Raw genomic sequence first — 15,194 nt, forward strand, 5'->3', positions numbered from 1 at the left:
GACCTTATGAAAAAAACTATAACTATATGCTTGTTTAACCATAGAAATCGGGGGAAAGCTACCGGCCAGGCAGGCTGGAATCTCCCCATATCTCCCCCAGGGCGTTGTCATTCCGCGAAAGCCTGCCTACCGCAGGCAGGCTGGAACCTCAAAAAAAACCGCATAGCCAGTCTAGACCACAGTAGCCGTACAAATCTTAAGTTAATGACATTGCCCCTACCCACACCAGGGTGACACTGGACGCATATCTCTAAAGTCGCAGGGATAAGTTACCCTCTTTCCGCACCGGGCGGGACAGCCCCTCCGGAAACAGAACAAATCACTTCCCAACAATCATCTTCAGGGCCTTCTCTTTCCCTTTAAATTTCATCCTGTAAACGTATATCCCTGGCTCAAGTGTTGATGAATCAACATTTATGCTGTAGGAACCCTTTGGCAAATTTGCGTTAACAAGTTCCTTTACCTGCTGTCCGGCAATATTATAAAGTATAATGGACATTGTACCCAGCTCTGGTATGCTGAATTTTATTGTAGTGAGATGTGCTGCCGGATTTGGGGAATTTTGCTCCAGAACGAATCCGTCAACGGGTACTAAGGGACCGGGCTGAACAACTTCATTGTATTTTTTTTGTGCAGCTAATGCACTTGCCTGAATGTCGGTCAGATTATCGCCGGCGATGAATGCAAAAGCAATCTTAACTGATCCATTGACAGGTATGGTCAGCGGGCCATAGCCACTCACAAACATGACGTCAATACCATTGGGAGTGCCCTCGCCGAGCGATATGGTCTTAATGCCGCTGGATAAACTCTCATATTTCTCAGCTGTACTAAGCCCTCCGCCATTTTGAGAGGGGTCACCTAATATTTGGTCAGACATGGGATAGTATGCCGGCGCAAATTCTGTATTCAACAGCTTTACTCCCGTATGAATACCGCTTCCTGTCTTAGGATATACCAGTCCCAGTCTATTAGGACCGTCAAACCGTGTTACATCCCGTCCAGACGGATCAACATCCCAATCTGTCAGCATACCCGGATATATTCCGCTCAAGGTGGTTGCGCCTGTGTTCCGGATTTCATATTCAACAATGGAATATTTATCGTCAGGCGCTGACGCGAATGCGGTCTGGGTATGTTTAACCAGCAAGTTAAGCCGGCTCGGATTTCCTGAATCATCAAATTCAGATTGACCTTTGAACGCCGCCTGACTATCATCTAACTTAACCACTCGAACCTTTTTAATAAAGTGCTCATCCGCCCCGCCTTGATTGTTACGCGCATTATTAGATACTTTTGTGGGGGAGCTGCCGATCATTAAGGATGCCTCAAATAACAGCTGTTCATTCATATAAACGAACCCCAAACCTTTTGTGCCATCTGGTCCGCTAAAGCCCACCCGCCCATTGCTGCTAATGGTTGTTGCTATCTTATTTACCGTGATATTCAAATAATCGAGGGCAACCCGAATAGTGAAAAACTCTGTATCACTATAACCTCCAGCCGCAGTATAAGTCAGCTTGAAGGTAACTTCTTCATTGTCTGATATAGTTGGTTTGATATATACTCTAAAAGCCCCGACCATAGCCCGAGTTTGCAAAGTGCCCAGCGCGCCAACATTTACCTGCTCATCAATAACCTGAACGTCCGGATTTTCTGAGGTGAGTTTTACGGTTAGCCCGGAAACAGGCGAGAGAAAATTCTTGAGATCGAGAAATATTCTCAGCGTATCCCCCGGCGGAATGGATCCGCGGCTTTTATCGACGAGGGTAATTTTTTGCTGTCGAATGGACGGCGGCGTCTCGGTAACGGCACGGAATACATTTAACCTGCCCTTTCCAAGGCGGCCTGCAAAGTTTATGTTTACGGGATCGATATTGTCCGCAGTTACCCGGATCTGTTCCCTGACCTGACTCATATCAAAGCCCGGGAACCGGCTTTTAACGAGCGCTGCTGTACCAGACACCAAAGGCACAGAAAATGAAGTCCCGCGTGCTATCGTATAATTATTCCTGTTTCCCGTAGAAAATGTTTCCCCGGGAGCAGAAATGGCGATGTGTGACCCAAAGTTGGCAAAGTTGCTTTTCCTGTCTGAATTATCGACGCTGGTAACTGCCATCACCCCCGTGTAAGCAGCTGGATATTCAGGTTCTATCGATGCCTCATTTCCGGCGGCCGCAATAACAAGGCAGCCTTTTGCTACCGCATAGTTAATAATATCCTGCCCGAAAGAACCTCCGGCAGGGCCTCCCCATGAACAATTAATGATATTCGCTCCGTTATCGGCCGCATATTTTATGCCTTCGTAGCCTTTATAAATGACTGTAGCATTATTATCAGCGCCCGCTTTTACAATCAATAGTTTCGCGTTAAAGGCTAAACTGCTGATCCCGATCCCGTTATCAGACACTGCTGAAGCGAGGCCGCTGACGCGCACCCCGTGATCTGTAGAATCACTCTTGACATCAGGGTCGTTATCCTCAATCGAGGTAGTGATACTGGCACCCACCAGATCCTTGCCCGGGAAAATGATATTTGCCCTTAGATCTTCATGATCCAGATCTGACCCCGAGTCAACTATGGCTATAATAATACCTGATGAATTTCTGATGACATCCCAGGCTAAATCGGCTTTTATCTGCCTTAGGTAGTTTTGTGAGGAAGTATAAAACGGATCGGAGGGAATGTACGAAGTATGGTAAATATAGCTTGGTTCAGCGTATTCGACGATAGGGCTTTCTAAGATCTCATTAATAACCGTTTCTATGCTGCTATTGCCGGTGAATTTAAATTCATAAATACGGTCAAGCCCCACCGTGTCACTAAAATCAGTGCGCCCTATGGGCTCCCTAGCTGAAAGCACTGAAGCTTTAAACAATTGTTTAACATCCTTCAGGCCTGCCGATGAAATATTAAGTGTATTAGAGCTGAGCTTACTGGTGGCGGCCTTTATCTGACTGACACTGCTTCCACCCCGAAATTTAATAATCACTGTGTTAGGTAAATAATCCTTACCTGATACGCCCCGGGGAAGTTCAAATGTTCCGGGTAACTTCCGCGAATTATCCTGTCCCTGTACTGCTAAAACAAAAAAGCAACATACTAGCAGTAAAAGTTTTCTCATACAGTATAGTTTCCCAAAAATAATAAAATCGGCTCATAAGTACATAACAATCAATGGTCTTTAGATCAATTATGTTCCGGTCCAAAGAATATACGTAAATGCTTGAGATTTTTGAAACCTTAGATCATTAAGTCCCGTATAAACAGTCATCACCTGTAAAAATTAGTCATATGGCCTTCGAAAAATTGAACAGCGTTTTATGTGTTAATGATAATGATATTACATTATTCATACTTAAACGCACCATAAGCAATGCTAATTTCGCAGAAAAGATAATCGAAAAAAAGGATGGCAGTCAGGCGCTTACTTATTGCCAGCAACTTATAGATACTAATGAATATCAGGATGGCAATTATCCTAAAGTAATTTTTCTGGACCTGCATATGCCGGTAATGGATGGCTGGGAGTTTTTGGATCAGTTTTCAACCCATATATGGCCTTATTTCAAAGAAACTAAAATCGTTATTACTTCCCAGTCCATAGATACCAGCGAATCCGTCCGGGCAAGCCAGCATCCATTTGTCATAGATTTTCATAATGAGGCCATGACTACACAATACCTGATCACGCTTCAGGAAACTTTGGAAAGAGCGAACATTCAGGATGCCAATCAGGACCTGCAGGAGACCAACGCTGCCTGATCTTACAGAATTTTAGGACCTATGGTTTAATATGTACTCATCGGATGACTGTCAGTCATCCGATGAGTACTTCGTCTTTGTGGGAAATACTGGGTTCGAACCAGCGACCCCTACCTTGTCGAGGTAGTGCTCTAAACCAGCTGAGCTAATTTCCCCGATCTCTGGAATCCATTCAAAATTAACAATACTAATGGGATGTTCTGCCTCGCGGCAAAAGATTTTTCATGAAACACTCTGATAAACTTTTCCACTCCAGGTCTGTTAACAAAGAGTGACAAACCTAATGTGAAATAATAGCATGAGTCTTGAAAAATATGTGAATAAGAGGGATTTCACAAAAACATCGGAACCCAGGGCAGGTACAAGCAAGGATAAGGATAAGCTTCGGTTTGTTATCCAGAAGCACGACGCCAGCCGTTTACACTATGATTTCAGGCTGGAAATGGAGGGCGTACTCAAGAGCTGGGCAGTGCCTAAAGGCCCTTCGACAGACCCAAAGACAAAACGGCTTGCTATGATGGTCGAAGACCACCCCTATGACTATAGATTATTTGAGGGCATTATACCTCAGGGCGAGTACGGCGGAGGAACGGTTATCGTATGGGACGAAGGGACTTATGAACCCATTGATGCAATAAAAGGCAAAAAAGCCCAGGAGAAACATCTTCTTAAACAATTAAAAGAGGGCTCACTTAAAATAAAATTACAGGGCGAAAAAGTAGAAGGAGAATATGCATTAGTTAAAACCAATGGAATGGGAGAAAACGGTTGGCTCCTGATTAAGCACAAAGATGATTTTGCTTCTCCAACTGACATAACAAAAAAGGACAAATCTGTCTTGTCGGGCAAAACGATTGAATCCATGGAAAAAACCAGCGAAAAGGTATGGGAAGCTGGCCATGAGCAATCGCTCAAAAAGACTGATGAATCCCTCAAAAAAAAAACAAAAAAAGCGACTGAAGCTGCAGCAAATAATTCCGGGCTTACTGCTGAAGCTATTTTAAAAAATGCAAAGAAAATGAAGTTTCCCGCCGGGATTAAACCGATGCTGGCAACGCTTGTAGATGAACCTTTTGATGATCCGGACTGGGTTTATGAGGTAAAATGGGACGGTTACCGTGCCCTTGGGTTTATTCAGGATGGCAGTGTCGAACTTTTCTCCAGGAACAACAAAAGCTTTAATGATAAATTTTACCCGATAAAGAAAACGCTGGAAACATGGAAGATCAATGCCGTTGTGGACGGGGAAATAATGGTTATAAATGATAAGGGGGTCTCTAATTTCGGAAATCTCCAGAACTGGCGAAGCGAGGCAGATGGAGAGCTTGTTTTTTATGTCTTTGATCTCGTATGGTATGAAGGGAAAAGTCTGACTGACCTTCCCCTATCACAAAGACAGCAGGTTCTTAAAGAAGTCCTCCCAACTGACGATGACAGCATCCGCTTGAGTAAAGTTTTTAATGCCAGCGGAACCGATTTTTTCAGGGCCGCCGAAAAGATGGGTTTGGAAGGAATTATCGCTAAAAAAGCCGACAGCACCTATTCTGCAAACGTTCGCTCAAGGGAATGGCTTAAAATTAAAGTAAGTCAACGGCAGGAGGTAGTTATTGCGGGCTACACAAAGAATGAAGACACCACGAAAGCATTCAGCTCATTGTTATTAGGCGTTTACGAAGGTGGCAAGCTCCAGTATGCCGGCAAGGTGGGTACCGGCTTCTCTGTAAGCAAGCAAAAAGAGATGCTTCGCCAATTTAAGCCCCTAATTACTGATAAAAGCCCTTTTTCTTCCGAGCCGGATTATAATAAACCCTCCCGCTTCCGACCCAATCCCCCGAAAACAAAAGCAACCTGGCTTAAGCCGGAGTTGGTTTGTGAGGTGGCCTTTACGGAGGTGACAAGCGATGGCGTCTTCCGCCATCCATCATTTCAGGGCATGCGGAGTGATAAAAAGGCAGAAGATGTGGTGAGAGAAATTGCCCAGCCTACTAATGCCATAATTGAAGAAGAACCTGAATCGGTTCACCAGCGGGCAGTAAGTCCGCCTAAGAACAAAACAAAAAAAACCCTTTTAAATCCTAAAGACGAAACACAGGTCAGGAAGATCTGCAGGCATGATCTGAAGTTTACCAGCCTGAGCAAGATATACTGGCCTGAGGATGGGGTAACAAAGCGGGATATGTTTAACTTCTATTATCAAATCTCCGAGTTTATCCTCCCGTACCTCAAAGACAGGCCTCAATCTCTGAACAGGTTCCCTGGTGGCATTCATGGACAGAGCTTTTATCAAAAAGATGTGAAAGGGAAGGCTCCGGATTGGGTTAAAACATTTCCATATGTAAACGGCGAAGGTGAGCACAAGGAATACCTGGTTGGTGCTGATGAGGCAACGCTGCTCTGGATGGCTTCATTGGGCTGTATCGAAATGAATCCATGGTTTAGTCGTGTACAGTCACCTGATGAGCCTGATTATTGCGTAATCGATCTCGACCCGGACAAAAACACTTTTGACCAGGTGATCGAAGCCGCTCAGGAGGTTAAAAAAGTCTGTGATGCTATCGATGTGCCATGCTTCTGTAAGACCTCGGGCTCTACGGGTATACATATTTACATTCCGCTGGCGGCGAAGTATTCGTATGATCAGTCACAAATGTTTGCCCGCATCATCGTGAATATCGTACATAAGCAGCTTCCGGGTTATACCAGCTTAGAGCGTATGATAGCGAAGCGAAATGGCAAAATGTACCTTGACTTCTTGCAAAATCGCCCCGGCGCAACTATTGCCGGACCCTATTCACTTCGTCCGAAACCAGGAGCAACGGTTTCAATGCCGCTTCATTGGGATGAAGTTAAACCGGGATTAACAATGAAACATTTTACCATATTTAATTCCATGGATCGGTTAAAAGTTGAAGGAGACTTATTCAAAGGTGTGCTCGGAAAAGGGATTGATCTTGAAAAAGTGATACAGAAAGCACAGGGAATTTTCAATGTGTAGATGCTGACCCTGTGGAATCACTTTTGGGCCTTTAGCACTTCCTCGTATACAAAGTCGAGAACCCTTGCCCGCAGGTTTACCTTTGAAATGCCGTACGTTTTGTTATCATCAGGATACACCCTGTTGGTTAAGCAGATGTAAATCAGGTTATATTTTGGATCTACCCAAACATAGGTTCCGGTATACCCGCTATGCCCGTATGCAAGCTGAGAGGGGTAGCCGTTATCAGCCTTTTCTTCGGCCTCTGTTAATCGTGCGAAGCCATAACCCCGGGGACTTACTTTAGACTGCCGGGAAGTAAACAGCTCAACGGTTGAAGGTTCAAAGAATTTCTCACCGCCGTACGTACCTTTATTTAAAAGCATCTGGTAATAGATCGCCAGGTCATTGGCAGTTGAAAATAAACCGGCATGGCCTTGCACCCCACCCGCCATTGCCGCACCCGGATCATTGACATAGCCTTGTACCCGCATGCTCCTGAACCAGTTATCATTCTCCGTGGTGGGTACTATCCTGGACCGGTCAAATCGGTTACGTGGTAAAAATCCGGTCGCCTGCATACCCAGTGGAAGATAGAATTCGTTCAGGACATAGTCGTTAAGCCTTGTGTGGCTTACCTGTTCAACCACCTCCTTTAACATATACATACTCAAATCGCTGTAAACGTATTTCCCTCTGGATTCTCCATGAGATTTCAGGGTTACCGGCCACATTACATCTTCAAAATAATTTGCCCGCAGGAAATAGCCGTCCGCTACTTTAACGGGATAAGCAGATGAGGAATCTTTGCTCGTCTCGCCCGGCTTCAGCAATTCGAAAAACTTGATATAAGGATAATAGCCTGCTTCATGCAGCAAGGCTTCCTTAATTTTTATGTCACTTTTATCGGGAATGTTCCTGGTGGTTGCTACATATCTGCTTATCAGGCTGTCAAGGCCGATCATTTTCCGGTCATACAGACGCATGATGGAAGGCGTTGTCGCCGTAATTTTTGTTACTGACGCCATATCATAGATGTCATCCAGTTTTGTAGGGTTAGGCCCGTCGTAAGAGTGGGCACCGTAAGCTTTGCTAAAGATTACTTTACCATCTTTAGCCACCAGGACCACTGCAGATGGAGCGGAATGAGCGGTGATACCTTCCTTTACTATAGCATCAATGCCGGAACCAAAACGATTGCTTAGGGAAACTGCTTCAGGAGTGGAATATCCCAGGCGAATCTTTTGTGTGCTATACCCTGTACCCTTCTTAAAGGTGGTGCTATAATTGGCATCCAGCTTTCCTGCTGATGCTAAGCCTCCAAAAATGATCTGGGCACTGGCCGATGCAGATTCGGGCGTTTGCAGTTTATTCCAGATCAGCGGGGACCGTGTTTTCTCCAGTTTGACAAAATTTGCCCCACTTCCTGATAATACAAAAATTACTTTAGTCTGGCTTTCCAGGTCAGCAATAAACTTCATCAGAGGTAAACTGAATGAACTTTGGCCTGACAATTTAAGCATCACAACATTATATAGCTTTAGTTTCATGTGCATCATGTTAAAGCCTTGTGACGTCGTGATAGTATCCCCCTGGAAGGTTTTCACGGCCCAGTACTTTCCGGCAATGCTGTCAAAAACCGCCGAATTAGGGAAACCTAAATCGACACTCGCAATTTTAAGGTCTTTAACATTCATCAATGGGATTACGGAATTGCCGTTGTTTAAAACAACTGCACCGCTTTCATCTGCTTTGAATTTAGCCGGAGTATTTTGCTCCTGCGTACAAGCTGCTGTTGAGGCAAAAGCTAAGAACAGAGTCAGTATCTTTCTCATAATTTTCTGGCAAAAAAAGAGAGGAACTTTTGTTCCTCTCTTTCTGATATCTAAGATAATTAAATCGCAGGATCAGCTGGTGTATTTTTGTTATTTATCCTTTCCTGGTCAGGGTATGGATAGAAGATCCTGTTGCGTTCGGAGTTATTAGCCGGTGGTGCCGGACGATTAAACCGTCGTGTATCTTCCCATTTCAATCCGCTAAGATATAGTTCAGCACAACGCTGTCTGTAAACTTCCAGAAGAAGCTCATCTTTAGTAACAGGTCCGGCGTAAGCTGACAGTCCTGCATTTACACCGAAAAGATCGCCTGATACCTGCGTCCTTACTTCATTTATTAAGCCTAACGCTGTAGCCAAAGGCCCGTCCGTTCTTAAAGTAGCTTCCGCTTTGATCAGCTTAATCTCATCAGGAAGAAAAACAGGAATTGGCGTGGTTTGAGCCGCTGCGAAGCCCACAAGTGTTACTACAGGGTCAGCGTTTATTATATCTCTTGGAGTTGTGAAATAGAAGGTTAAACGTTTATCTGCAGGATCGAATAATCCGGCTGGAAGACCGTAATTCTCACGGGGACGGTAAGACCTGGTCACGTTATAAAGACTATGTATCGGATTCGGACTTAATGTGGTGTAGGTGAAACTCGACTTTTTGGTCAGGTCTACCATATTGGCGCTGGCAAGGGCCTGCGCATAATTACCAGCTATCAGATTTATTCTTGCCTGCATGGCAAATAAGGTGTTCCGCAGATCAAAATCAGGACCACTTACCAGGCTGGTGAAAGACGCAGATGGTGCTGTTGCCGTGATTCCTGTTATACCCACGCCAATTAATCTTAAGGCCTCAGCAAAAACCTGGGCACGTGGTACAAAGGTCACAGGTTCGGTGGTACTGCTGTTAAGATTAGCCTGCTCAAATGCAGTAGCCAGATTGGTCAATGCCAATGCTTTGAACAAATAAGCCTGTGCCATAATTCCGCTGAGTAATCCGGGCTCGATGCCCCCTACTCCAGGCGCATTCGCGATCAGGTTCTCACTCATCTGCATCTGCCGCTGCATGTTTGACCAATAAGTCAGAATAATGCCGTTCGCACTTGGCAGTGCTGTACCTCCAGCTTCAAGCTCCAAAGTGTTAGTAAAGGTTGCAGTACCTTTCATTTCCCTGGCCGTAACCGTTGGTGCAAGCATTGCGCTACCAAGTCCATTGATTGAATAGTTTTGTCTTATCCCAATACTAAGGGCGATAATACCTTCCCTTGTATTCAGCACCTGTTCGTCGGTGGCAGAGTTAGGATTCGTTTGATCCAACTCACACGAGGATACAAACAATACCATTACGGGAAGGAGATATTTATATATAAAATTGGTTTTCATCTCGATTCAGTTTATTTAAAATTAAAAAGTATAATTTAATCCGACAGCGATAGTTCTCGGGATTGGCACCTCCACAAAGTCAAAGCCGCGCACAGCCGTGCTCTGACCAGCAGCGTTGGTTTCAGGATCCCATCCTTTATACTTATCAATCGACAATAGATTTCTTCCGGAAACGGTTATCCGCAAAGGTTTATTATTAAGAGCTTTTAATCGGATATCGTATGTAGCAGATAATTCTCTGAATTTCAGATATGATCCATCTTCTATCCAGTTCTCCATGATACCGAATAACGCGGCTGAAGTACCCTTTGGAACCGTACCTCTCAATTCGTCTTCATATCCCTTAAGTCCGCCATAGAAATCACGGTTGCCAACACGGCGCGTAAAATTAAAAACATCATTGCCATACGAGGCATCCCATTGCATCCTCAATGAAAGATTTTTACCAATCGAGAATTCGTTGGTAAATGATCCTGTCCAATCCGGGTTCGGGTCACCAATGACGCGGGGCTGATTTCCACCAGTCGGTTGCCCGGCTGAATTGCGGCTCTTCTGTTCCGGTTGCGGGAAACCAGCTACATTAAGTAGCTTGTTTCCTGAAGCGTCGCGTGCGAAAGCTGTCGCGTAAAATGCACCAAGTGCATAGCCATTAACAGCTGCTACCTGACCAAAACCACCAGGAAAGGTAACCACGCCTCCCGGAACATCGGTAACTCTGTTCTTAACTTTGGAGAAGATCAAAGTTGAATTCCACTTAAAGTTTGAACTTTGAACAGGTACACCTCTAAGCATAACTTCAAGACCTTTGTTGGTCATATTTCCGATATTCTGAAATTGAGTAAGATAGCCTGTTGATGGTCTGAGGGTAACCGGCAGCAGCAAGTCTTGCACACCTTTATCGTAAACCGATACCTCAAGTCCTAAGCGATCCTTCAGGAAGCTGGCATCTAAACCAATTTCTTTCTCAGTCTGACGTTCTGGTTTAACATCTGCATTGCCAAACTGTGTAGGGGCCGAAAGGCCGGGAAGACCGGCAAGGGACACATTCAGATAATTACTGAAACGATCATATGCACCGATTGCGGTAAGGTTACCTGATTGTCCGTAAGAAGCACGGATCTTAAGGCTTGGGATAACTGATCCCAATGAAGATTCCTTCCAGAAACCTTCCTCAGAAATTATGTAGGATCCGCTCAGCTTCGGATAAGTTTGCCATCTGTTTGCTTCTCCGAAAGAGGATGAACCATCTCTTCTTATGGCACCTGTTAAATATAATCTGTTAGCAATGCCGAAGGTTTGCTGAACATAGAAACCCTGGATGTTAAGGGTCGAATTAGCATCTCCTGTAACAATCGAAGCGCCGCTTGATGCAGACTGGCTTGCAGGACTTAACTGCCTGCCTGTGATGCTGGTTGAGTTAATCCGTTCGGTTTGTAAAGTTCCTCCAAGCGATGTTGTTGATTCCAACCATGAACCAACTTTCGCTCTGTAAGCCATATTGAGATCATTGTTCAGCAAAAGGCTGATCCTGTCTGCTTTTCTTGCATAACCTGTTGTGTTTTCAGGAGTGGTATTACCTATGGGAATAAATGCTGTTGCAAGCTGGGTTGCATTATCAACCCCTAAGGTATAGTTGATTGAAAGATTTTTAACCGGTTCGGCGGAGAGCGTAATATCTCCAATTAAGCGGTTGGTTTGCTGATCAAAATCGAAACGATTGATCGCTTCCAGAGGATTAGTTCTTAGCAGAAACGAAGGCGCCAAGGCGGGATATACGCCTGTTGTTGCGTCTGGTTGAGGATTAATAAAATTGTTTCCGAAGATAAATCCTGTCAAAGCACCCCAGGCGGAGTTGATACCACCGTTTGGCAGCTCAGAACTAGTGCTTCTGGTATAACTAAGGCCTGTGCTAAGTTTGAACACATCATTGATTCTTTGATCCAACCTCAAACGGGTTGTAGCCCTTTTGAAATCTGTATTTTTTATGATCCCATCATTTCCAAGGTAGCCGGCACTTGCATAATACTGACTATTATCTGATCCTCCGGAAACTGAAACATTGGTTTCTGAGCCATACGCAGTTTCAAAAATCTCGTCCTGAAGATCGTACCGTGTTACGGGCACCTGGGTTTTATCTGCGGCAGTGGTATTTATGAAACGGAACGGGTATTCGTTATATTCGACTTTCTTACGTAATGAATTGCTCCGGAACTGCGTCGAAACATTAACTACCGGTGCCCCGGATTTACCTTTTTTAGTAAAGATCTGAACTACACCGTTGCTCGCACGGGAACCATAGATTGCGGCACCAGCAGCACCTTTAATGATCTCAATCCGGTCAATATCGGCAGGATTGATATCCACAAGCCTGTTTTGTGTATACCCTCCAAGGTCGACCAATTCTGCTGAACTGTTATTGATGATCACCCCATCCACGATGTATAACGGATCACTTGAACCCGAGATAGTACTGTTACCACGTAAGCGGACACTGATACCGCCTGCGGGATTTCCCGAATTCTGCGAAATCTGCGCTCCCGATACCTTACCGGCTAAAGCCTGATCAATAGAGGTAGCAGCTCCTCCTTCAAGTTCCTTGGCAGAAACTGTAGAAATTGCGTTTCCTAATTGTCTTTTACTTGTTGCCACTGTCGTACCGGTAACGACAACTTCGTCAAGGTTTAACGCGTCTTCGGACATTTCCACGTTCAGGGTAACCACGCTCTGGTTTAACATAACAGTACGGGTTACAGTTTTGTAACCAGCGTAAGTTATCGCAACAGGATAGCTTCCCTGACTGAGATCTAAATTCAGAGAGAATGCCCCATTCACATCAGTGGATGTTCCCTGATTGGTGCCTGTGATCCGGACAGCAGCCCCAATTAACGGCTCCTTATTCCGTGCATCCGTGATAACACCTTTGATGGTGTACCTCGAAGTTTGTGCTGTTGCTATCTGGCAGCACATAATGGCAATAACTGCGAGCAGCTGTGGCCATCTTCTAAATGTTTGTAACACTTTTTTCATACTTGTGATTTTTAATTGATTTTTGGTTTATTGGTATTATTTAGGGAAGCTTACTTTCCCCATTGACACAGTTGGTACACCCGGACGATCTCCGAAAGGAGTATTACCTCCGGCCACTGCCTCATTTGCCAGCAATGCAAATAACACAGCTTCTTTTGCATCCGGATTTATCCCCAGGTCGGACGTAAATTTCAATTTCCGTCCAGAATATCCTTCTATATATTTCACAAGGAGAGGATTGTACATCCCGCCCCCGCTTAGATAAATTTCAAATTCCCCTCTGCCCTTTACAGATTCCTCAATCGCCATTATAATACCTTTCGCCGAGAAAACGGCCAGGGTTGCCATCACGTCTTCATTTGACAGATTATATTGTCCTGAACGCTCCATGGCACTATTTAAATAATCCAGGCTAAAGAGCTCGGGTCCTGTAGTTTTAGGGAAACCTGCCTTGTAAAAAGGATGATCAAGCAATGCATTCAAAAGTGCATCATTAGCCTGACCTGCAGAAGCTATTTCCGCATTTTTGTCGTAATATTTACCCGGATATTTAAGCTGGATATATTGATCCATCAAGGTATTTCCAGGACCCACGTCTGACGAGAAAAACCCGGTGGAATGACCTGAAGGGAGAAAAGTAAAATTGGCAATTCCGCCAATATTCAGCATGATCCGGTTCTCTGTGGCACTCGAGAAGATCAAATAATCTCCATATACCGCCAGAGGGGCACCCTCACCACCTGCTGCAATATGCTTTTGGCGAAAATCGCTTAATGTGGTGATACCAGTTTTCATCGCCAAATGATCCGCATCACCGATTTGCAGCGTTGCATTTGGATACCCTTCTATTTTATGCTGGTGAGATGGGGCATGGTAAATGCTTTGTCCGTGGCTTGCGATCAGATCTATTTCATTCGGTGAGATACCCCATTCCCCGAGACACTCCAGTATTAATTCAGCGTAGTAGCTTCCGATTACTGCATTTAGTAATGTGATCTTCTCCAGATCAGCAAACTTCTTCGCGAAGATAGACTTTAAGTCTTCTTTAAAATCTGACTTATAGTCCTTGGTGATAAAATTTATGACTTTTATATGTGTGCCAAGCCCGCTTCCCTGAAATTCACAAACGGCAATATCCAGCCCGTCGAAAGATGTTCCCGACATTAAGCCAATTATTCGTCTAACAGGTTTAGAAGCAACATCGTATAACTTTTGGATATTAGCATTCATTTTAATAGCTCGATAGCTTATGGCGCATTAATAAACCTGAAAATGCCGGTTTCCTCTTTCAAAAATAATGATATTTAGTGTAATGTGAGGCAGATTTTCATCACAAAGTAAATTATTTTGCATGCTTTCAATAAAACCTGCAAAATTCCGCATATTGGATAGTAGTCGTTAGTTGTTAGGCAAAGCGTTTAGCCCGTCCAGACTAACAAACCATTAACTAACTACTACCAATTATTAAATCAACTTTACCTTCTTTGAATACTGCTGAAAGCTTTCATGTTTTTTATCCAGATCGGTTATCATGTACTTAATATCACTAAGTCCGCACACTTTCATCTTCTGAAACGAGTTTAGCTTCTCTGCTATTGTCAGGATCGCAGTTTCAGAGGCTGCTTTGATCATCCCCTTTTTAACCTGGACAACTTCCCAGTCTGAATCTGTGATCCCATCCTTTATAGAAACACTGTTAGCCCCCAGGAAACAAAGATCTGCATGGATCTCACTCAGTTGATGGATCACCTGGGATCCTACCAGGGTCTGTGAATTTGATGAGAGTTTACCAGCTATCAGGTGAACTTCCAGGTTTGGGGACTCTGCCAGCTCAAGCGCTACAAGCGGACTAATGGTAAAAAAGGTGCAATGCAACTGCTCAGGAACCATTCTTGCTAACTCGATCATCGTCGTCCCTCCGCCAACAAGTACAACCATACCATCTTCGATCAAGCCAAGAGCCCTCCGGGCAATCTCCTTTTTCGCCTCTTTCTTAAATACCCCTCTATCGGAAAACGGTGAGTGGAACGAGCGGGATATTGCCCCGCCGTGAACCTTTAGAATAAGCCCGCTTTCTGTTAACTCATTCAAATCCCGGCGGATGGTATCTTCAGAAACACTCAGCTGCAGGCTAAGCTCGGCCGATAAAACCTTGTTGTGAATGTTTATTTGGCTAATGATATAATTTAATCGTTCTTCCTTGAGCATGAACTTGTTAATTGA

8 protein-coding genes and 1 tRNA gene are annotated in these 15,194 nt (G+C 44.4%); 2 read left to right on the top strand and 7 right to left on the bottom strand.

Features of this window, described 5'->3' with window-relative positions; genetic code table 11:
* Nucleotides 1-319: 319 nt before the first annotated feature.
* Nucleotides 320-3,124, bottom strand: coding sequence for a S8 family serine peptidase (locus WKF69_RS05715; protein ID WP_340380273.1), 2,805 nt, complete (start codon nt 3,122-3,124; stop codon nt 320-322).
* A 170-nt stretch (nt 3,125-3,294) separates the two neighbouring features.
* On the opposite strand from WKF69_RS05715, the gene WKF69_RS05720 reads away from it, so the two are divergent.
* On the top strand, nt 3,295-3,765 hold the full coding sequence (locus tag WKF69_RS05720) for a response regulator (protein ID WP_340380274.1): 471 nt from the start codon (nt 3,295-3,297) through the stop codon (nt 3,763-3,765).
* Nucleotides 3,766-3,845: 80 nt separating this feature from the next.
* Here WKF69_RS05720 and WKF69_RS05725 read toward each other — a convergent pair.
* Nucleotides 3,846-3,920, bottom strand: a tRNA-Val gene (locus WKF69_RS05725).
* 143 nt (nt 3,921-4,063) lie between these two features.
* Here WKF69_RS05725 and ligD point away from each other — a divergent pair.
* Entirely contained in the window at nt 4,064-6,760 is a 2,697-nt protein-coding gene (ligD, locus tag WKF69_RS05730; RefSeq protein ID WP_340380275.1) for a DNA ligase D, read from the top strand.
* A 17-nt stretch (nt 6,761-6,777) separates the two neighbouring features.
* Here the strand turns inward: ligD and WKF69_RS05735 are convergent, their stop codons facing one another.
* The 5 genes from WKF69_RS05735 to WKF69_RS05755 form a co-directional block, all read right to left on the bottom strand.
* Nucleotides 6,778-8,574, bottom strand: coding sequence for a serine hydrolase (locus WKF69_RS05735; RefSeq protein ID WP_340380276.1), 1,797 nt, complete (start codon nt 8,572-8,574; stop codon nt 6,778-6,780).
* Between the two features lie 59 nt (nt 8,575-8,633).
* Nucleotides 8,634-9,944, bottom strand: a complete 1,311-nt coding sequence (locus WKF69_RS05740) for a RagB/SusD family nutrient uptake outer membrane protein (protein WP_340380277.1) — start codon at nt 9,942-9,944, stop codon at nt 8,634-8,636.
* Nucleotides 9,945-9,965: 21 nt separating this feature from the next.
* The gene (locus tag WKF69_RS05745; RefSeq protein ID WP_340380279.1) at nt 9,966-12,971 is read right to left on the bottom strand and encodes a SusC/RagA family TonB-linked outer membrane protein; all 3,006 of its coding nucleotides are present in this window, start codon (nt 12,969-12,971) and stop codon (nt 9,966-9,968) included.
* Between the two features lie 36 nt (nt 12,972-13,007).
* Nucleotides 13,008-14,201, bottom strand: coding sequence for an anhydro-N-acetylmuramic acid kinase (locus tag WKF69_RS05750; RefSeq protein WP_340380281.1), 1,194 nt, complete (start codon nt 14,199-14,201; stop codon nt 13,008-13,010).
* Between the two features lie 234 nt (nt 14,202-14,435).
* Nucleotides 14,436-15,179, bottom strand: coding sequence for a DeoR/GlpR family DNA-binding transcription regulator (locus WKF69_RS05755; RefSeq protein ID WP_340380283.1), 744 nt, complete (start codon nt 15,177-15,179; stop codon nt 14,436-14,438).
* Nucleotides 15,180-15,194 lie beyond the last annotated feature (15 nt).

The organism is Daejeonella sp. (assembly GCF_037719425.1).
Lineage (GTDB): Bacteria > Bacteroidota > Bacteroidia > Sphingobacteriales > Sphingobacteriaceae > Daejeonella.

Excerpts from the sequence above, each read along its gene's own strand:
- WKF69_RS05715 (WP_340380273.1), bottom strand. The coding sequence starts at position 3,124 with ATGAGAAAACTTTTACTGCTAGTATGTTGCTTTTTTGTTTTAGCAGTA.
- WKF69_RS05720 (WP_340380274.1), top strand. The coding sequence starts at position 3,295 with ATGGCCTTCGAAAAATTGAACAGCGTTTTATGTGTTAATGATAATGAT.
- ligD (WP_340380275.1), top strand. The coding sequence starts at position 4,064 with ATGAGTCTTGAAAAATATGTGAATAAGAGGGATTTCACAAAAACATCG.
- WKF69_RS05735 (WP_340380276.1), bottom strand. The coding sequence starts at position 8,574 with ATGAGAAAGATACTGACTCTGTTCTTAGCTTTTGCCTCAACAGCAGCT.
- WKF69_RS05740 (WP_340380277.1), bottom strand. The coding sequence starts at position 9,944 with ATGAAAACCAATTTTATATATAAATATCTCCTTCCCGTAATGGTATTG.
- WKF69_RS05745 (WP_340380279.1), bottom strand. The coding sequence starts at position 12,971 with ATGAAAAAAGTGTTACAAACATTTAGAAGATGGCCACAGCTGCTCGCA.
- WKF69_RS05750 (WP_340380281.1), bottom strand. The coding sequence starts at position 14,201 with ATGAATGCTAATATCCAAAAGTTATACGATGTTGCTTCTAAACCTGTT.
- WKF69_RS05755 (WP_340380283.1), bottom strand. The coding sequence starts at position 15,179 with ATGCTCAAGGAAGAACGATTAAATTATATCATTAGCCAAATAAACATT.